Here is a 19,511-nt window from a genome sequence, read left to right as displayed (position 1 = left end):
GTGAGAAAGGCTACAATCGTGGAGGTTTAGCGATAGTCGAATGGCCGAAGCCCAATGCAGGACTGTGTTTGGTCTTTCGCTTAGGCTTTGAATTGCCTTGCATATACTGTTAAGGTAAGCCGATTCGGTGTCTAAATCCACATCCTTGACTGAATTTGTTAGATTCGGTTGTAGTGAGTAAATAATGGTTCTCCTATCGTCTTAATTAGGGAGTATTGAGGAATCCGGCATGACCCAAGCCAATAATGTACTAGAAGCTATCCAAGCTCCGGCTAATCATTTAGATAATCTAGTTGAGGATGCTGCCAGTAGCACTAGTGAGGATAACCAAGCTGGCGATGGTGGAAAAACGACTAAAGCTCGTACAGCCCGTCGTCGCGGTCAATCCAAAAAGAAGCATTACACGGAAGATTCCATCCGGCTGTATTTACAAGAAATCGGTAGAATTCGCTTACTCCGGGCTGATGAAGAGATTGAACTGGCTCGTAAGATTGCAGATTTGCTGGAGCTAGAGCGTGTCTATGACGATCTCTTTGATCGGCTAGAACGTGAACCTCAACTTCAAGAGTGGGCGTTAGAAGTTGATATGCCCCTCAACCGTTTCCGTCATCGTCTCCATGCAGGCCGCAGAGCTAAAGACAAGATGGTCCAGTCCAACCTCAGACTGGTTGTGTCCATTGCTAAAAAATATATGAATCGGGGACTGTCTTTCCAAGATCTGATTCAAGAGGGTAGCCTCGGTTTGATTCGAGCCGCTGAGAAATTCGACCACGAGAAAGGATACAAGTTCTCCACCTATGCCACCTGGTGGATTCGTCAGGCCATCACCCGTGCGATCGCAGATCAGTCTCGCACCATTCGCCTCCCCGTTCACCTATACGAAACCATTTCTCGTATCAAGAAAACCACCAAATTGCTCTCTCAAGAAATGGGGCGCAAGCCCACGGAAGAAGAAATTGCCACTCGTATGGAAATGACCATCGAGAAGTTGCGTTTCATCGCTAAGTCAGCTCAATTACCCATCTCCTTAGAAACGCCCATCGGTAAAGAAGAGGATTCCCGCTTAGGCGACTTCATCGAGTCGGATGGTGAAACACCCGAAGATCAGGTATCCAAGAGCTTACTTCGCGAAGATCTAGAAACAGTTCTAGATACCCTCAGCCCTCGTGAGCGTGATGTATTGAAGTTGCGCTACGGCCTAGATGATGGCCGCATGAAGACCCTAGAAGAAATTGGTCAGATCTTTAACGTTACCCGTGAGCGGATTCGCCAAATCGAAGCCAAGGCTCTACGTAAGTTGCGCCATCCCAACCGCAATAGCGTTTTGAAAGAATATATCCGCTAGTCTCTTTACGGGATTTCACTCAATAAAAAAGCTGCTGTTTTAAACAGCAGCTTTTTTATTGAGTGAAATCTAAACCTCAGGTTCGGTAGGAAGCCGACTGCGAGATAGGGGCACATAGAGAAGTGCAGCCGCTTCGTTCAGAGCATCTAATCGACGATTAAACCAACTATCTTTGGGGAGATTATGAATGGATTCAATCCGATGCAAACGTTCTGCAACCTGGCCGTGTACGCCCACCAGAAACACCACTTTCCCCGTATTCTCCGCATCCTTGAGGATATTTTCGATGGCTAAAGAAGCCGTTATTCCCACTCGGGTTACATCACTCATGTCTAAAATCAAAACTTTATAGGCTTTAACAATAGATAGTCGCTGAGAGATAGACTTGGCTGCGCCAAAACTCATGGGACCACTAAAGAAAAAGAGCAGGATTTGGCCTTGGGCTTTGGTAATAATATCTTTCTCGGCCTGATTGATCTGCTGGTCATCCGTGGGGCCCGTAATCGTCCGCATGGTTTGTACTTGTAGATCAGTCAGACTCTTAATCGTCAATAGATTAGCTAGAAAAGCACCAACGGCAACCGCAGTGACTAAGTCTACAAACACCGTCAAGAACATGACCAGATACATGACTCCTGCCCCTTTCAGGGACAGTCGGTGAGCCCGTTTGAGGAAACTCCAGTCAATAATGTCAATCCCCACTTTAATCAGAATTCCGGCTAAAACAGCATTGGGAATCGGTTCAGTCATGGGGGATGCACCGATGACAATAACGGCCAGCACAACCGCATGAATAATGCCGGATAAAGGGGTTTGACCGCCAGACTTCGCATTAATCACGGTCCGCATCGTTGCCCCCGCGCCCGGTAAGCCTCCCATGACCCCAGCCATAAGATTCCCTAGACCCTGGCCGATTAGTTCTCGATCGGAATCATGCTGAGTATGAGTGATGTTGTCGGCGACTAATGAGGTTAGGAGCGAGTCAATGGACCCCAACATGGCCAACATCACACTGTAGCCCAGCATGGTTTTGGCATATTTCATCTGGAATACTGGCAGATGTGGCTCTGGTAGACCGGCAGAGATATGCCCAATCACCGGAATACCACTATCGGGAAAGCCATAAACCGACACTAAAGTACAGACAACCAGGGCGATGAGTGGTGCTGGCAGAATGCGATTCAATTGAGGCGGGGCTGCAAACACAATCACAAGGGTTAGCAGTCCTAAGCCTAGGGCGACAGGATTGATATCTATAACCACGCCTGGGAGTTGTTGAATCGCACTAACGACTTTAGAAGAGGCGTTATGGCCTAATAACGGTGCAATTTGCAGCGTAATAATGATCAAACCCACGCCGGACATAAACCCGGAGATAACGGTGTAGGGCATTAATGTGATGTATTTCCCTAGCCGCAAGACCCCAAATAAAATTTGGAACAACCCCGCCATCATGACGACCGTAAAGGCCATGGCTAGTCCAGTTTCGGGGTCATCCTTCATCAAGGCTGCAAAAATGGTTGCCATGACGACGGACATGGGGCCCGTGGGGCCCGAAATTTGCGAGGGTGTTCCTCCGCAAAGGGATGCAAAGAAACCGACACCAATGGCACCATATAAGCCAGCGATGGCACCTGAGTTAGTGGGGACATCTGCAGTAGCGGAAACCCCAAAAGCGAGGGCTAAGGGTAATGCAACAATCGCTGCAGTCATTCCACCCAGCAGATCGCCTTGAAAGTTGCGAAAGTGTAGGTTATTGATAAACCTATACTGAGCCATTGCCATTATGCTGAGCCTAGATTTAGTAATTTGGTGTGTAAGATTATAAGCCCAAGCTCATGGAATAAATGGTCAATTCACTAGCAAACATGGGGTAAAACGTGAGTATTTACGTAACTTAATAAAATCTCGAAAAAATTAATTCTGAAGGGTGCATCAAGATCATCCATCTATATTAGAGCTTTCGTCAAAGCTAATGACGATCTGAAAGCTAGTCTATACAGTCTTTAGGTCGATTCTGGACCTAGATTTTTAAACAGGTTTGCAGCTTGTTCAGCCCAGGACTCTGCCTAAATATCCTTAAAGAGATAGAAATAAATTACTAATCTGGAAGGATAAGTTGCCAAGTGTACTCATTGATGTCTATACTGAGGTTTCGCGCCGCGGGGTAGAGCAGTCTGGTAGCTCGTCGGGCTCATAACCCGAAGGTCCATGGTTCAAATCCGTGCCCCGCCACCAGTGCTAAGGGTGCCCCAGAGATATTTATCTCTGGGGTATTCTTTTTTTAAAGTCTCTGACATTTTCCCTAGCAATCTGCGAGAATGGCGGGGACGGGATGTCAAGATTGTTTAGGATCTCTAAGTCTATGGCTGCTCAATCATCACAACGGATTTTTTGGGGTGCTGGCACCCTTGTCTTGTTCATTTGGTTCTTGATTCCCGGTGGCAACCACGGATTTTCTGAATTTTTAACGGCTGGGATGGTCCTAGGCTTAGGTAGCTTGGCTGTTAGCCTCAAATTCTTTCCAGGATTGAAACGCCAAATCCCAGATCTAGATGCTACTCAGGTCTCTCGACCCATTTTAGAAAAAGCAGTGGCCACTAGCGAGTCGTTGATTGAGCAGCTGGAAACCCTTGCAGAAACCACTCCCCAATCTGTAGCCTTTAAGGAGCAGCTCGGGAAAATAGATCTGTATCGACAGGAACCTCACCTTTTGGTAACGGGAGCGCCTGGAGTCGGTAAATCGACGTTGGTGGAGTTACTACAAACCCGGTATCAATCCTTGAAAGAGGCTTGTGTGATTACTGAAATAGGGAGCCTATCTCATTCCGCGACCTTAGAGATTTCTCCATCTGTGATGGCTGCTGATCTCATCCTTTACGTCATTCAGGGTGATTTAACAGACTCTGAACATCAATGCTTACAAACATTGCAGGCTCATAAACAGCGAGTCTTGGTGGTTTTTAATAAGCAAGATCAATACCTACCGACCCAGCGCTTAATTTTGCAGCAGAAATTGCAGCAACGATTGCAGCCTTGGCTGTCAGAGTCAGATATTGTTTCTACTTCTGCCCATCCCCAAGCTGTTAAGGTCCGTCGCTACAGCGAAGATGGCTCCTGCCAAGAAGATCTAGAACGTCCCCAGCCAGATTTATCAGGCTTAACTCAATGTCTAGATCAAGTGATGGCTGCTGAGAAAGCACAGCTGATTTTGTTCCAGACCTATCAACAGACCGTCGCTTTACGAACTCAGATACAAGCTGAACTGAACGATGTGCGTCGTCGGCATGCCGCCCCCATTATCGAGCGCTATCAGTGGATTACAGGGGCGACTGCCTTTGCCAATCCCGTTCCTACTTTGGATATGTTGGCTGCCGCTGCGATTAGCGCCAAAATGGTAATGGATTTGGGGTCTTTGTATCGTCTGAAGTTTTCTCTGGCTCAAGCCCAAGCCGTTGCGAGTACCTTAGCAACGGCCATGCTCAAGCTAGGTTTAGTCGAAGTCTCGACTCAAGCCCTGAGCTCTTTGCTCAAAGGACACCACTTTACCTTTGTCGCCGGAGGACTGGTTCAAGGGGTGAGTACTGCCCATTTGACGCGAATTGCCGGGTTGAGTTTGATAGAGCACTTCCAAGAGCTGAGTGATCTAGCTGTAGCAGCTCCCGAATCGAATTGGGATCCTGAAAAGCTGAAGCAGATTGTGGCAAAAGTCTTTCAAGAACATCAGAAGGTGGATGCGCTTAAAGACTTTGCTCAGCAGTCTATTGGTCGTTTCCGCCGTCAAGGTGGATTATTAGAAGCTCCTGCATCCTAGAAGCCGTGGCTCAGTCCCCGCCGGACGTTCAGTCTGCACCTAGGGAGAATATCTCTGCCAGTGAGTCTGTGACGGTTCATCAGCGTGCTCATCTCAGTATCCAAACCGTTATCAAGCAAGTTGAGACGTTTCCAGTTCTCCTGCAAACAGAGCTGCAAAATCAGCTTGGCATCTTATCAGGCTTAAGTTTGAAGCTCAATCAAGGCATCTTCCAAATTGCGACTTTTGGATTTGTGAGTCGGGGAAAATCGGCTGTTCTGAATGCTCTATTTGCTGAGCCTATTTTCCCTGTAGGCCCCCTGAATGGTGAAACACAATGGCCTCGTTCGGTTCGTTGGTCACCGGAGATCGCTAAGGGTCTATCTGACTTACAAATTGAGCTCATTGATACCCCTGGCCTAGACGAAATTGAGGGGCAGGGGCGAGCGCAAATGGCTCAGGAAATTGCCCAAGCTGCCGATCTGATTCTGTTCATTATTGCGGGTCCTCCCACGGCCTTAGAGCTGGAAGCGCTCAAAGCCTTACGACAATCGGGTCGTCCCCTTTTGATTGTTGTGAATAAAGCAGACCTCTATCCTGATTTAGATGCTGCCAGGGTCTATGAACGTCTGGCAGTGCCATTACAACAAGTTCTGACTCCGCAAGATATTTTACTGACCTCAGCTGCTCCAGCGCCTGTGGAAATCCGCGTTGAATGGCCGGATGGTCGGACTACAAACGATTGGGAAACGCCACCGGCTAATATTGAACCCCTACGATCGGCGTTGCTCCAATTGATTCAGCGAGAAGGCCGTACACTGTTAGTCTTAAATACGCTTTTACAAGTCCAAAGTGTAGAACGCGATATTGCGGAACATGTTCAGACCTATGAGGCGCAATCGGGCAAAGCCTGTATTGGTCAATATGCTCGCTTAAAAGCGGCTCTAATTGCGGTTTGTCCCCTATCCTTCCTCGATGTCACCATCGGTCTCCTAGCGGATTTGCTCTTGATCGGCACGCTTGTCAAACTCTATCGCCTCCCAACCCATCGGCATCAGGTGAATCAACTGTGGGGCCAAATCTTGTTGAGTCTCGCCAGTTTGGTTGTGGTGGAAATGAGTACGCCTACCCTATCTAATTGGGTGAGTCATATATCCCTAGGTTTTTTGCCTTGGGTGGGAACAGGACTCCTCCAAGCAGGGGTGAGTTTATATGGGGCTCAGCGGGTGGGTAAACAAACGCAAGCCTATTTGATCAATGGCTATACTTGGAGCCCCTTGGGGGCTAGCACCTTGATCCAAGATATTCTCAAGCAATTGCAACCACAGATGGTGCTTTATCGCCTGAGGCAAGAGTTATCTTCCCAACTTGAGTAAACCTATTGCTTGAGGCAATCTGGACTGTTTTCAAGGATGACTTCGAACATGGGCATCGCCACCTCTACGGGCTGTTGATAGTAGCCCACCATTTCTTGCTCAATGTTATGCCGAGCCTGGTTTGCTTGGCGATCACCTGCATACTCAGACAAGATCACCAGGTATTGAGCTGCTCGTGATGCTGCCTCGATGCGATCGTTTCGCCGCATCGCTACCTGAAATAAATTCCAGGATTGCCCCGCATTATTAACTAACGAAGGTCGAGTAATCAATCCCTGGGAGATGGCACTTTCGTAATTGACTCGATAAGGACTACAGGTCTTAGCTGCAAAAGCAGGAGCAGTCATCAGTTGAAAGGGTATTAGTAACCCTAGAAGATTTATTCGTTTCATCACATACCCCACACACACTAAAGGGCTAGTTATCCTATCCGGCAAAAATGCCTACTTTATAAAGTGCCCACTGAACCTTGAAAAGAATAGTGATGCTGAACTAAAGCATGGGATAAGGAGACAAGCCCCCTTGACTGAAAGCTTATAGGTTTAATGAACTTAGGGAAAAGCAATCGTTCCATCCGGTAAGGTCGCTTTTTCAAAACTTAATGCTTGACCTAGTCTTTCTCCGCCTTCGAATTTAGCCTGTGAAAGGTTGGCCCCTTCTAAATCGGCATCGATAAAATTGGTCCACGCTAAGCTGGCTTCTGTCAAAATAGCGTTTGACAAGTTAGCTGCAGTGAGATCGGCCAAATTAAGGTTAGCGCCTGTCAGATTAGCCCCAGCTAGATTAGCATTGCGCAAATTCATTGCCGATAAGTCGGCACCTTGTAAATCACAGTTAGGGCAAGATCGCGATTTCATGAGTTGTTTGAGGTGCTCAGGATTTTCTGCCTGTGCAACTGGACAAATCCAGAGGGTTGAAAATAGAGCCACTCCAAGGAGAAAAGGTTTCATTGAGTTACTTAGAACGCATATTCTGCATTCTAAGGGACAAAGACGAAAGTGTTTGTACATTTAGGTACAAGAAATGGAGTGAGGAAAGGGTTTATAGCTTCCTGTTGCTGCCAGGATCGAATATTGCCTGAGTAAAGATATTTAATTTAAGAGAATGAAAACAGATTATTGAGGAAAAATTCTTTACAATTGGGAGATGTTGAATTGAGCCATTGGTGTGGGAGACAAACCATTTCTAAAATCATCTGGGAAATGGATGATCTCTGGAGCTGTTGTTTTAGCTCTAGGGTTCGGGAGTATTGGTGTCTTCCAAGCTTTTCAGCAACAGCCCAATCAGGCTAGCAACGATTCACAGCCTTCTTCTGAGAAATCCCCAGCTATTTCTGCCCTGGGCCGCATTGAACCTGCCGGGCAGGTGCTTCAAGTCAGTGGCCCTACTGGAGAAAGGGTTCTCCGACTATTAGTGAAAGAAGGCCAACAGCTAGAGAAGGGTGAAACGATTGCCTTTTTAGAAAGCTATCCGGAGCGACAAGCGGAAGTCAAGCTTGCTGCGAGCCGTTTACTGGAAGCCCAAAACCGGTTTATTGCGGAGCGTGAATTAGGCAAAGCTCAAGGACAAGAAGCACGAACCCGCCGCAATCAAGCTGAGAATCCTAAGATTAGGGAAATTGTGGCCCAAGATGCCCTAGTTAAGCAATCTAAGGTTGAGTATGAGCAAGCTCAAATCACCCTGAAAAGATATCAGTATTTGCAGAAGGCGGGGGCGGTTTCCAAGCAGGAACTAGATGATCGATTTCTCTCTTTTCGGAGTAAACAGCAGCGACTCAATAATGCGATCGCAACTTTGTCTATGCTGCAAGAAGAGCTGCAAACCAATAGCAACAACGCCAGAGCTCAAATTACTCGAACTAAAGTGGGGACGTTGCGATCCCAATCGCAAATCGATTTAGCCTCTGCCAAAAGTAACCTAGAACTTGCCAAGGCGCGGATGACCCGCACGATTATTCGTGCTCCCAATGCAGGACAAATCTTGGAAGTACACGTGCGTGAAGGCGAAGCCGTTCCCGCTGCCCCCACTTCAGGCAGCGAAGACCAAAAAGGGATTGTCGAAATGGGCAATACTCGGCAAATGTATGTGGTGGCTGAAATTTATGAAACAGACATCAATCAAGTTCAAATTGGTCAAACTGCCAAAATTAACAGCCCCGTCATTAACGGCGAGATCGAAGGAACCGTCGACAAAATTGGTTTGAAGATTGATAAGAACGATGTGGTAGGGACGGATCCGGCGGCCAATACCGATACTCGTGTTGTAGAAGTTAAGGTTCGTCTTCACAACAGTATTGCCGTTTCCGGATTGACTAACCTGCAAGTGAATGTGGCGATTCAAACCGAAGGGTAGGCGGCTCAGATGTTGTTGGCCATCCCCCTCGCTTGGTTACAGCTAGCCCGTGAAAAGGTGCGGCTATGTGTGGCGTTGGCAGGTATTGGATTTGCCGTAATTTTAATGATGATGCAGCTAGGCTTTCAAGAAGCCCTGTTTACTGCAGCAGTTAATTTTCATGTCAATCTCAAGACAGATATTGTCTTAATCAATCCCCAAACAACCACCTTATTTGCCATTAAGAACTTTAGCCGTCGGCGACTCTATCAGGCTGCAGGCATAGATGGAGTTGAATCGGTGACGCCCCTCTATTTGGATTTTGGATTTTGGCGAAACCCAGAAACCCGCAAGACTCGGCAGATACTCGTGATTGGCTTTGACCCCAGCCAGGCCGTCTTTTCCTTGCCAGGGGTAGATGAGTATCTTGACCAAATCAAATTGTCAGATGTGGTGCTGTTTGATGAAAATTCTCGACCCGAATATGGCCCGATTGCTGAACAGTTCAAAGCGGGAAAAACCGTATTCACAGAAGTCTCGGGTCGCAAAGTTACGGTTGGAGGTTTATTTCAGTTGGGGGCTTCTTTCTCAGCCGATGGCAATCTGATTACCAGTGATGTTAATTTACTGCGGTTATTTCCTGGGCGAACCTTGGGATTGATTGATATTGGTCTGATCAACGTCAAGCCGGGAGTAGATGCCAGTTCAGTCATGTCTACCCTGAAGAAAACCTTGCCCGATGATGTCCTTGTGCTCTCAAAACAAGGGTTTGTCCGCTTTGAACGAGAGTATTGGGAAACGAGTACCACCATTGGTTTTATTTTCACCCTAGGGACCCTGATGGGATTTATTGTGGGCATGGTGATTGTGTACCAAATCCTATATACCGATGTGTCCGATCATTTGGCAGAGTATGCCACTTTGAAAGCCATGGGATACAAAAGTCGATTTCTCTATTCAGTCGTCTTGCAAGAAGCGTTTATTCTGGCCGTACTAGGATTTATTCCGGGATTTGCCCTCTGCTTAGGTCTCTACAAGCTGGTTCGAGACGGTACTTCTCTGCCCATGTTTATGACCATTGATCGAGTGACTACGGTATTTGTTTTGACCTTGATCATGTGTGTCATATCGGGGGGAATTGCGATGCGTCGCGTTCAGGCTGCTGATCCAGCCGATATTTTTTAGGCATGGGTGCTTCGCCAGTTATCACCATTGATCACGTGAGCCATTTTTTTGGTAGAGGCAGGCTGCGTAAACAAGTCCTATTTGATATTGATGCTGATATTTATCCGGGAGAGGTGGTCATTATGTCTGGCCCCTCAGGTTCAGGGAAAACAACCCTGTTGACTCTAATTGGTGCGCTTCGATCAACCCAAATGGGTAGTTTACAGGTTTTGAACCAACAGCTTAGAAAGGCTACCACCCATGATCTGGTCAAGGTTCGTCGCTATATTGGCTATATTTTCCAGGATCATAATTTGCTGCAGTCCTTGACTGCCCGACAAAATGTGCAAATGGCCTTGGATTTGCATGTTGAGATCGACGCGAAGGTGGCGTATCAGCGATCCATCGATATGTTGGCTGAAGTTGGCTTAGCAGAATGGGCTAATTATCGTCCACAAGAATTATCGGGTGGGCAAAAGCAACGGGTTGCGATCGCACGTGCGTTAGTCAGTTATCCCAAAATCGTTCTGGCTGATGAACCCACCGCCTCTTTGGATAAACAATCAGGGCGAGATGTGGTGGAACTGATGCAACGGCTAGCCAAGCAACAGGGCTGTACGATCCTGATGGTGACCCATGATAATCGGGTTCTAGATGTCGCCGATCGACTCATTCATATGGAAGATGGTCGCTTAAATACTCAATAGCAAAGCGTCGCCAGCTGGTCGTTTCATCGCCCTGACGTTCCCCAACAGCAGTGGAGCTTGTATACAGTTATCCTTCTGACCTAAGGCATGGAAAAATTGCGTGATTATTCTAATGAGATTTATTTTAGATATCGTAATTTTGTTGGCTGTGATATAGGAATTTCATTTAGGATAAATCTTCAGTAATTTAATCTATAAACTCCAGAAGGCCACTAGTGTTAGCCTAGAAGTATTCGTGTAATTCTTTTCCTGACTACTTTTTTGTTAAATCTGAATTCTATTGTCTTAGATTATTGAACCTGCTCCTTAAGAATTATTTTGAGCTTTATTGAAATTATATTGCAATAGTATTTGTTCTCTGCTAATTTTTAGTTGGGGATTAATTGATAGTAATTTGCAATTAATCATTTCTTTGAGTCGAGGAACAGTATGTCCGAGTTACATACTGCTAACCAGTCGGTTGGCAGGGTTAAAGCCAGCTCAGTCGGGTTGGATATAGACGTTACCATTCCGGTGTGTGAAGGCTTGAATATTGTGCTAGCTAGTTTTCAAGGTCTCTATTTGCAGTATCAAAAACACCACTTTGTCGTTGAGGGTGCTGATACCCCTCAGGAGGATGGCTGCTTTACAGAGCCGCAGATGGTGGAGCATGACTTAGCTGCAGAGAAATCGGTGATTTCTCTGTTGAGATCGCAAGTCGCCCAGGCTGAAAGCCTCTGTGCTCGTGCAACCCGTTATCTGCTTGAACAACTGCTGCTTACCCCTGAAGAAAGAGTATTCTACCTTGCCCATTTCTGGGTGAGTGACAGCCTTAAGGTTGCGTAGACGTGACGATGTTGCTAAGTGGGGATCGTTTTGGTTCAAGTACAGCACAACCCTATCAAACCGTTTGGAGGTTATGGATGCGCCCATCTGGATATCAGTCCACTGTTGAATCCCTCATATTGAGAGTGTGTCCTGGCGATTGCCGACAGGTTCTGCGACGGCTGCTGGAACTCTCTGTTAATGCTTGGTGTTCCTCAGATGGATCGTTGCAAGTGGAGATTAACAATGATGTGGAAGCCGCTCAAATTTACAGTGTTCTCCAGCAGTTTGTCGCTTCTCGGGCAGAACTGGTTGACTGGTTGGAACAGTGCTGGAACTAGAAACCTTAGAGATTCAGGCCTAGAGCCCTTACCTTGTATCCGACAAGAGCAGGATGACTGGGTTGATTTCTTCATTGGCAGTGCTCAGGCACCTGAGGTTCCTTGCCAGAGCATCCTAGATGGTAGTGCAAAAGTGGGACTCCACTATTGCAAAGGTGATTTGGGTAATATTGCATTTATGCACTGCCCAGCTCCTGATATTCCTAGCTATTTATGGCAATCTCTCCAAGAGCAGCACTCACTTTAATCAAGACTTTATCTAAATCATTTAAGGAATACGCACTTAAAAGTTCATGGGTAAACATACAAAAAAGTCAGAATTCACCCTGAGTGGTCGATTTTTAACTTATATCTTGTCAAAGGGCTGTAGTGTCAAAGGGATTCGTCTGGCTACCTCCCAAGGAGAGCAAGATATTAAGCTAGCCAAGTCTCTGCGCCCAGCCTGCTCTGGGATTTTGCAACCCGGAGCATGGATTCAAGTGCAGGGTTGCCAAAAAATCAATATCAAAACAGGCAAGATAAAACTCAAGGCAAAGACTATCATGCCTGCCCTCCCCAACTCCTCACCTTCATCTTCTCAACAGCCTTCTGAGCTTGTTGGTAACGTTCAAAAGGGCAAAATTAGAATTTGCCAAAAATCGAGCTGTCGTAAACGCGGCAGTCAACAAGTTTTAACAGCATTGAATTCAGCTTTGCAAGCCTCAGGCCAAGACAAAGAGATTCAACTGCAACCTATGGGCTGTATCGGTAAATGTAAAGCCGGACCTAACCTTGTTGTTTTACCTGACAAGGCTCGCTACACCAAAGTAAAGCCCAAAAACATCACCAACATTCTTCAACAGCACTTCTAACAGAAGATTGGTGAGTTCATTTAAGTTTCTTCTCTATTGAAGAAAACCTAGATAATGATTATCATTATCTAGGTTTGTAGTGGCGTCCTATCAACATTAGGATCCCCCACTCTAATTCCAACAAAAATAGTGTGTGAGGATTAATATGAAGTATTTTCGTTTGCTAGCTAGTGTGATTGGCTTATCCAGTGCACTAATGGTCACGGGTATGGCCAGTGCTAGTACTTTATCCTTGGAAAGCTCAGAGATTTCTGATGAATCCCTAGAGCAAGCTCCCGCCATTTCTCAAGAAAGTCCGCAACAGCCTTTAGTCTTAGCCGATAATACGCCAGCTGTTTCCGATCTCATGTCTGAAACGGAAGCCGATTCTGTCGGTCAGGTCACATCGGTCTCTCAACTCTCAGATGTGCAGCCTGATGACTGGGCTTTCCAAGCCATCCAATCTTTGGTAGAGCGCTATGGTTGCGTTGCGGGTTACCCAAACGGTACGTTCCGCCCCAGCCGGGCCATGTCTCGTCGGGAAGCTGCTGCTTTGGTGAATGCTTGTTTGGATAATCTCAGCAATCGATTTGCTACCAAAGAAGACTTAGATGCTCTCAAGGCTCTTCAGGATGAATTTGCGGCTGAACTAGCAACCTTGCGTGGTCGCGTTGATGGTCTAGAAGCTCGTGTTGCCACCGTAGAATCGCAACAGTTCTCAACCACGACTAAACTTCAAGCTCAAGTCGTGATGGCGGCCCAGTTTGGGGATTTCTTGAATAACCCTGGGGATAATATTCCCACCCCGAATGCTGCGGCAACAGGTGTGGCCGCTGTTGATACGGGGGCACCTGGTATTGCTAACGTTGATCCAGGAGATTCTCGGGTGAGTGCAATTTCTCGGGTACGAATGTCGTTCCTTACCAGCTTCAATGGAGATGATGTCCTAGATTTGACATTGGAAACTGGCAACGGTGGTTCTGATTTCTTCTCATCTGCAGGTGTGGCGGGTCCCGCTAATTTCTTCCCTGTTCCTCCCGTTGTTGGTGCAGGAACAGCCACGACTTTAGGCGATCCTGGTGTGGTGGACTATACCGGTTCTGGCCCTGGTGTTACCTTGTATAACTTGGGATATACCTTCAAGCCCGTCGAGAACCTAGCTGTAACCGTCGGTCCCTTGATTTATCCTAGTGCCTTTATTGATGGCAACAGTTACGCCAATGATGAAGCGGCTGATTTCAGTTCTGGCTTCTTCATTAATAACCCTCTGATCATCTCTGAAGCGGTTGACGGTCCTGGTGGTGCAGGTGCTGCGTTTGATTGGAATGTCAACGGTGGTCCTATTAGCGTTCGGGGTCTATTTATTGCAGCAGATGCTGGAATTGCGTCTGGTACTGCCGTAAATTCCTGTGCAGATCCTCTCAATACCTGTGAGGGTGGTTTGTTTGGGGATCCCTTTCAAGCTTCAGCAGAGATTGAATATACCAATGACTTTGGTGAAGATGACCAAAATAATTTTGCGGTTCGGGCTCAGTTTACCCATGCTGAAACCTATAACGTGAACCAAAATATCATTGGTGCCAACGTTGAGTTGACCCTGGGACAATTCGGCATTTTTGGCCGCTATGGAATTTCCATTGACCCTCAACTCGCTTTTGGTGGGGTTAACAATGATTTATTCCAGAATGTTCTTCCCGTTGGCAACAACAGCAGCATCCAAACTTGGATGGCAGGTGTTGGTGTGAATGACTTGCTAGTGCCGGGGTCTATGCTTGCGGTAGCAGCTGGTCAGCCGTTTATTGTCAGCACTACGGATCCTAATTATTCCGCTCAAACTAACTTTGAAGCGTTTTATCGGTTCCCTGTGAACGAAAACATTACCATCACACCGACTGTCATGCTGATTACCAATCCTTTCAATGTCAGTAACGGCAATCCCAATGACATTATTCAGGGATTAGTAAGAGCCACGTTCTCTTTCTAAGGCATTTACGCTTTAATTTTCCCTCACTTGCATTGCCGCTCTCTTCGGAGGGCGGTTTCTTATGGTCGTGCATCAAACAATTGTGGGGTAGGTGAGTATGTCATCCCAATGCCAAGTTCGCGAGGCTAGATCAGCACGTTGTGCCGCCGTTGTTTTAAGCCGACTGTGTGTCCAAATCCAATTGAAATAGCTGACCACTAATCGAGCAGTGACTTTGGTTTGCGCCCACACTTTGCCAAATTTGTTCTGGCGTCGATGCCATCGACCACTGTGCTGCCGAATAATGCCATTGGTGCGTTCGAGTCGTTGAGTTCTGTCCTTGCCAATGTAATGGTCAATCTCCCAAGGCAACACTCTTTCGTACCCCCCCCAATCGTCGCTATTCCAGTCCTTGCAATCGGTCTTACCTTCAGTGCTAGTCACCAGTTCATTCAATAATGAATCGGTGTGCTTGCCCACACGACACGAGAGGATCACGCCGCTTGTGTTTGCCAAGGTAATCGCCATCCAACAATCACCCATCTCTAGCTCATGGGGAAGACAGTGTTTTTGCTTTTTTTCACAAAGGACCACATTTCATCTGCACTGACATCCTCCGTTTCAACGGCTTGCACTTGGCCATTATGGAGTTGCTGAGATCGTTGGCTAGCAGCTCTTACTAGAGAGACTACAGTGTTGTAAGCCAGGCCACTGGTCCGAGTGATACCTCGAAGACTACTCCCTTCTGCATGGGCTTGGAGAACTTGTCGGACCTGCTCTGGACTCACCTGACGACGATAGTAAAGGGTATCAAAGCGTTCAGTAAAGGTCTGCTGGCACTCAGGACAACGGTATCGTTGAAGCATGTTGGGCATCTTGCCATGCTTGTGTGCTTTGGAATGACCGCATAGTGGGCATTGCATGGGTAGGTTAGAAGCTGAGCTGAGCCTCTAGTATACTCAACCCACAATTACTTGAGGCACGACCTTTCTTATTAATGTCGGCTCAACAAAAAAGGAGTGTTTCTTAACACTCCTTTTAGTTAGTTGAAATATATTAAATTTTGTTGTTTATAACGTTAAGCTGCCAATTATGTTATTGAACACTTTGGCGAGAGACATGTTTCTCGAAGGTAGCCTGAGTTTCTTGAAGCATTTCCTCGCGGCTATCTTCAGGACGAGTCAAGGTAGGAACTAAGTTCCGAGCTTGCAAGGTCATATGGAGCTGTAGATGAGCTACATATTCACTTAAGTCTTCTCTTCGATTCGAGTTTTTTGAAAGGGGCTGTGAATTGAGTTGCACAGGGGTCTCCATACCAAACAAACAATCACTCAAAGGACATAAAATGAACCTACCACTCTGCCTTAACATCCTTTGACTCTTGCAATGAAGCGTTACGACATGAGGTTATTGTATCAAGAAGTACAAAAAACAGTGTACTTTTGTTAAATATTTCTTATACACTGTAGCGTATTTACTTATCACTCGCCGATGTAGGTTAACTCTTCAGTCTAGACAAGGGAAATGACCGTCATTGTGGTTCTCAGATTTCTAAGACATAATCATCGCTATGGATAATCGACATATTCAGTTCCGAGATGGATTAACTGAGGCAGACCAGAAGGTTGACGTCTCCGTATTGCGAAAGCTACAGCGATTATTTCAGGTGGGGGCCTTTTGGGCAGGAGAGCGTTGCTTGGAGGATTGGGCGGTTGCGATCGCAAATAGTTACCCCATTATTAGTGTCTGGGATCGTGAAGAATTGATTGGGTTTGCGCGAGCCACATCAGATGGTATTTATCGCGCAATGGTGTGGGACGTGGTTATTCACCCTGACTATCGTGGCCAAGGGTTGGGGCGACAGCTTGTGCAGACCCTGCTGGCGCATCCACAGATGAACCGTGTTGAACGCATTTACTTAACCACGACTCATCAACAGAGTTTTTATGAGCACATCGGATTTGTCAGTAATTCTAGTACAACAATGGTGCTAAATCAGGAGGTTGATGTTCTCTCTATTCCCTTAGATCATTCTCAAACGGAAGCTTTACCCGAACAGTAAGTTAGGACTGGTCGGTGACTGCTACGCGTGATAGAGCTGAACTGGTTTCCCGTTGGCTAAAGGTTGATTCCCTAAAGTCATATAGCACCCCATAGCCTTGTATCCTGAGACGTCCGGACTCCCAGATCGACCAGAGTTGGAGATATTGCACCTAATTTAAATGAAAGGGCTTATTACTTGATAGTTGTAATCCTCCGATGAAATGGAGCAATGAAACTTGAGCATGAGTATTGTCCAGTCGAGTCTGGAAGCTTATGGAGGAAATAGTGGGATGCTGAAAACCCTGGTAAATCTACCCAGTTCAAGCATGGCTTTTCTTCGAGATGTTCTTATGGACAAATAATAGGTTTCAGCCTATTCAAAAGTCAGATCTTTAGCTGATCCTGATATCAGGATCAATAGATATTCCACAATTTTGGAATTGATGACTATTCGTTGATGTGATGGGCTAATCATCAATCCCCTTCAATTCCTGGATAGGTCTGCTATACTGGCCTCGACTTATCGCTGGGAATTACTGGTTGTGAAGATACGTCGCCTCATTCCCTCCCTCCCATACTCAACAGAAGAATGGGCTGCCGAAGCCCGATTTCTTCATTGGCTAACCCTCTTTTGGTTAGGAATTGGTCTTGTCGTCCTATTCTCGGCTTCCTATCATGCGGGGGCGATTGAATCTGGAGATGGCCTCTACTATTCCAAGCGCCAACTTTTAGGGGTGATTTTGGGACTGTTGGGATTTTGTGCGGTTATTCACATTCCCTTACAAAAACTCATGAAAGTCTCTGCATTTGGATTCTTTCTGTTTCTGATATTGATTTTTGCCACAAAAATTCCAGGTCTAGGGATAACCATTAATGGTGCGACCCGGTGGATTGATATTGGTCCCTTTCCACTCCAGCCTTCCGAATTAATCAAACCATTCTTGATCCTTCAGAGTGCTTATATTTTTAATCGCTGGTCTCGGCTAACCCTGGGTGAGCGACTATGGTGGTTGTCTCTGTTTGCCCTGACCCTTTTAGGAATATTGATACAACCCAATCTCAGCACTACGGCCCTATGTGGTATGACCCTTTGGTTGATTGCCTTGGCAGCGGGATTACGATACCAGTCCCTTTTGTTAACGGCTTTGGCAGGGATAGGTTTAGCGGCGATCAGTATTTTTCGGAACCCATATCAGCTGAGTCGGATTCTGTCCTTCTTGAACCCTTGGGCCGATGCTCTTGGCGATGGTTTTCAGCTCCATCAGAGCTTGTTAGCCGTTGGTTCAGGGGGCATTCTGGGTGTTGGCTTTGGTGAATCACAACTGAAGCTTTCTTATTTACCCATCCAGCATACGGATTTTATCTTTGCGGTCTTTGCAGAAGAATTTGGCCTACTAGGCGGATTCTGCTTTTTATTGTTGTTGGGGACTTATAGCTTTTTGGCTCTACGGGTGGCCATGAAATCTACCCATGTCATTCAGCGTTTAGTTGCCATTGGGGCCATGATTTTTCTAGTTGGTCAGGCCTTAATTAATATCGGGGTTGTTATTGGCGTACTGCCAACCACTGGTCTTCCTCTCCCCATGTTTAGTTATGGGGGAAATTCTATGATTTCTAGCTTATTGATCGCAGGTTTATTGATTCGGGCTGCTCGGGAGAGCCAAAGTGCCGATGTGGTAGCTATTCCTCATCACGAAGGTGAGTCCCCCTCTTTGATTCGACTAGTTGGCGATCATTCTTCTGTGGCAACGGCTAGACACCGTGCCTCTGCAAATGCATTACCAGGTCCTCAAACTCCTCTTCATCCTGGGGAAAAAGGACCGCTTAAGTTAGTACGCAAACGGAAACAGCCCTCTTTATGGCGCAGAATGCTTGCTAAACTTCGTTCATCAAAGGGTGTAGCCCTTGCATCTGCTAGAAAAAAAGATCCTAAAGCAGTACTGTCTACCAAAAAACAACGACTAAAACAACGCCGAAAACACAGACTTCGTTAAGATCAAGAGCGAACACCTGATAGTTAGTTGCGTTGAAGCAGCTTCTCCTTATGCTGGAAACGCTGGAAATTCAGCTTTATCACCTTGAACAATTCGCTAATACGATTGTTTCGACCCAACTCTCTCACCTTTCTGCTCTGAGTGTTGGCATCATCTTTTTGGCAGGCCTATTAACTAGTCTCACCCCCTGTACGTTATCGATGCTGCCCATTACGGTGGGGTATATCGGTGGCTATGAAACAGAGAACCGCTGGCAATCCATGGCTCAATCCATTTGGTTCTGCTTAGGGTTAGCTTCAACTCTGGCAGGCTTGGGAATTGGCGCAGCCCTATTGGGTCGGGTTTATGGGCAAATTGGTGTTGGACTGGCAATTGTTGTCAGCCTGGTTGCAATCATTATGGGGCTCAATTTACTGGAAGCCCTACCGCTGCGATTACCGAGCTTCTCGGGGGTAGAACTGATTTCTGATCAGCTACCCAGAGGAGTACGCTCTTTCCTTTTGGGACTTACCTTTGGTCTGGTCGCTTCTCCCTGCAGTACCCCAGTATTAGCGACGTTACTGGCTTGGATCTCAAGTACCCAGGATCCTATACTGGGGGGAGGTTTGTTATTGTCGTACACGGCAGGCTATACCGCTCCGCTGGTCATTGCAGGTACGTTTACGGCTGCGATCAAGCGATTTCTCGCTATTCGCCAATGGTCTGCTTGGATTACTCCCACTAGTGGCGTTATTCTTATCGCTTTCGGTGTCTTTTCCTTGCTGAACCATGTATTGCCCAGCGCTTAATTTTGTTGTCGAGTCCCATCTTTTTGATCCTA

General features: G+C 46.6%; 19 protein-coding genes and 1 tRNA gene. 15 read left to right on the top strand and 5 right to left on the bottom strand.

All coding sequences use genetic code 11. From position 1 onward, the window contains the following. Window positions 1-229: 229 nt before the first annotated feature. A complete protein-coding gene (gene rpoD / locus I1H34_RS20710) occupies window positions 230-1,345 on the top strand; it encodes an RNA polymerase sigma factor RpoD (protein WP_212662833.1) in 1,116 nt (371 codons plus the stop codon). 69 nt (window positions 1,346-1,414) lie between these two features. Here the strand turns inward: rpoD and I1H34_RS20705 are convergent, their stop codons facing one another. Continuing rightward, a complete protein-coding gene (locus tag I1H34_RS20705; protein ID WP_212662832.1) occupies window positions 1,415-3,130 on the bottom strand; it encodes a SulP family inorganic anion transporter in 1,716 nt (571 codons plus the stop codon). 376 nt (window positions 3,131-3,506) lie between these two features. Here I1H34_RS20705 and I1H34_RS20700 point away from each other — a divergent pair. The 3 genes from I1H34_RS20700 (at window position 3,507) to I1H34_RS20690 (ending at window position 6,514) form a co-directional block, all read left to right on the top strand. Then, window positions 3,507-3,583, top strand: a tRNA-Met gene (locus I1H34_RS20700). Between the two features lie 127 nt (window positions 3,584-3,710). Then, entirely contained in the window at window positions 3,711-5,159 is a 1,449-nt protein-coding gene (locus I1H34_RS20695) for a YcjF family protein (RefSeq protein WP_212662831.1), read from the top strand. Between the two features lie 5 nt (window positions 5,160-5,164). Then, entirely contained in the window at window positions 5,165-6,514 is a 1,350-nt protein-coding gene (locus I1H34_RS20690) for a GTP-binding protein (protein WP_212662830.1), read from the top strand. A 2-nt stretch (window positions 6,515-6,516) separates the two neighbouring features. Here I1H34_RS20690 and I1H34_RS20685 read toward each other — a convergent pair whose 3' ends face one another. Next, window positions 6,517-6,861, bottom strand: a complete 345-nt coding sequence (locus tag I1H34_RS20685; RefSeq protein WP_249369447.1) for a hypothetical protein — start codon at window positions 6,859-6,861, stop codon at window positions 6,517-6,519. A gap of 204 nt (window positions 6,862-7,065) precedes the next feature. Next, window positions 7,066-7,464, bottom strand: a complete 399-nt coding sequence (locus tag I1H34_RS20680; protein WP_212662828.1) for a pentapeptide repeat-containing protein — start codon at window positions 7,462-7,464, stop codon at window positions 7,066-7,068. A gap of 256 nt (window positions 7,465-7,720) precedes the next feature. Here I1H34_RS20680 and I1H34_RS20675 point away from each other — a divergent pair, with 256 nt between their 5' ends. The 8 genes from I1H34_RS20675 (at window position 7,721) to I1H34_RS20640 (ending at window position 14,675) form a co-directional block, all read left to right on the top strand. Beyond that, entirely contained in the window at window positions 7,721-8,866 is a 1,146-nt protein-coding gene (locus I1H34_RS20675) for an HlyD family efflux transporter periplasmic adaptor subunit (RefSeq protein ID WP_249369445.1), read from the top strand. Window positions 8,867-8,875: 9 nt separating this feature from the next. Next, the gene (devC, locus tag I1H34_RS20670; protein WP_212662826.1) at window positions 8,876-10,030 is read left to right on the top strand and encodes an ABC transporter permease DevC; all 1,155 of its coding nucleotides are present in this window, start codon (window positions 8,876-8,878) and stop codon (window positions 10,028-10,030) included. Window positions 10,031-10,032: 2 nt separating this feature from the next. Beyond that, entirely contained in the window at window positions 10,033-10,716 is a 684-nt protein-coding gene (locus I1H34_RS20665; RefSeq protein WP_212662825.1) for a DevA family ABC transporter ATP-binding protein, read from the top strand. A gap of 429 nt (window positions 10,717-11,145) precedes the next feature. Next, window positions 11,146-11,541, top strand: coding sequence for a DNA starvation/stationary phase protection protein (locus I1H34_RS20660; RefSeq protein ID WP_212662824.1), 396 nt, complete (start codon window positions 11,146-11,148; stop codon window positions 11,539-11,541). A 77-nt stretch (window positions 11,542-11,618) separates the two neighbouring features. Beyond that, entirely contained in the window at window positions 11,619-11,861 is a 243-nt protein-coding gene (locus I1H34_RS20655; RefSeq protein WP_235109699.1) for an Asr1405/Asl0597 family protein, read from the top strand. Beyond that, entirely contained in the window at window positions 11,833-12,108 is a 276-nt protein-coding gene (locus I1H34_RS20650) for a hypothetical protein (protein WP_235109697.1), read from the top strand. The genes I1H34_RS20655 and I1H34_RS20650 overlap by 29 nt, the downstream gene beginning before the upstream one ends. A 46-nt stretch (window positions 12,109-12,154) precedes the next feature. Continuing rightward, a complete protein-coding gene (locus tag I1H34_RS20645) occupies window positions 12,155-12,712 on the top strand; it encodes a (2Fe-2S) ferredoxin domain-containing protein (protein ID WP_212662821.1) in 558 nt (185 codons plus the stop codon). 145 nt (window positions 12,713-12,857) lie between these two features. After that, window positions 12,858-14,675: an iron uptake porin gene (locus tag I1H34_RS20640; protein ID WP_212662820.1), complete on the top strand. Its 1,818-nt coding sequence runs from the start codon at window positions 12,858-12,860 to the stop codon at window positions 14,673-14,675. Window positions 14,676-14,747: 72 nt separating this feature from the next. Here I1H34_RS20640 and I1H34_RS20635 read toward each other — a convergent pair. Further along, window positions 14,748-15,577, bottom strand: a protein-coding gene (locus I1H34_RS20635) for an IS1 family transposase (protein WP_212662819.1) whose coding sequence is annotated in 2 segments (ribosomal slippage) — window positions 14,748-15,233 and window positions 15,236-15,577 — 828 coding nt in all. Because the reading frame shifts where the segments join, the coding sequence is not laid out codon by codon here. A gap of 172 nt (window positions 15,578-15,749) precedes the next feature. After that, window positions 15,750-15,968 (bottom strand): hypothetical protein, encoded by a 219-nt coding sequence (locus tag I1H34_RS20630; protein ID WP_010467999.1) that lies wholly within the window; start codon window positions 15,966-15,968, stop codon window positions 15,750-15,752. 256 nt (window positions 15,969-16,224) lie between these two features. On the opposite strand from I1H34_RS20630, the gene I1H34_RS20625 reads away from it, so the two are divergent. The 3 genes from I1H34_RS20625 to I1H34_RS20615 all read left to right on the top strand — a co-directional run bounded on the left by I1H34_RS20625 (window position 16,225) and on the right by I1H34_RS20615 (window position 19,479). Beyond that, complete coding sequence (locus I1H34_RS20625; RefSeq protein ID WP_212662818.1) at window positions 16,225-16,716, top strand: GNAT family N-acetyltransferase; 492 nt, start codon at window positions 16,225-16,227, stop codon at window positions 16,714-16,716. A 523-nt stretch (window positions 16,717-17,239) separates the two neighbouring features. Further along, the gene (locus I1H34_RS20620) at window positions 17,240-18,691 is read left to right on the top strand and encodes an FtsW/RodA/SpoVE family cell cycle protein (protein WP_212662817.1); all 1,452 of its coding nucleotides are present in this window, start codon (window positions 17,240-17,242) and stop codon (window positions 18,689-18,691) included. A 50-nt stretch (window positions 18,692-18,741) separates the two neighbouring features. After that, a complete protein-coding gene (locus I1H34_RS20615) occupies window positions 18,742-19,479 on the top strand; it encodes a cytochrome c biogenesis protein CcdA (protein WP_212662816.1) in 738 nt (245 codons plus the stop codon). Window positions 19,480-19,511 lie beyond the last annotated feature (32 nt).

Origin of the sequence: Acaryochloris marina S15 (genome assembly GCF_018336915.1) — a bacterium.
GTDB classification, from domain to species: domain Bacteria; phylum Cyanobacteriota; class Cyanobacteriia; order Thermosynechococcales; family Thermosynechococcaceae; genus Acaryochloris; species Acaryochloris marina_A.
Note: the sequence above shows the minus strand (reverse complement) of the source record. Positions and strands in the feature narration are given on the sequence as shown.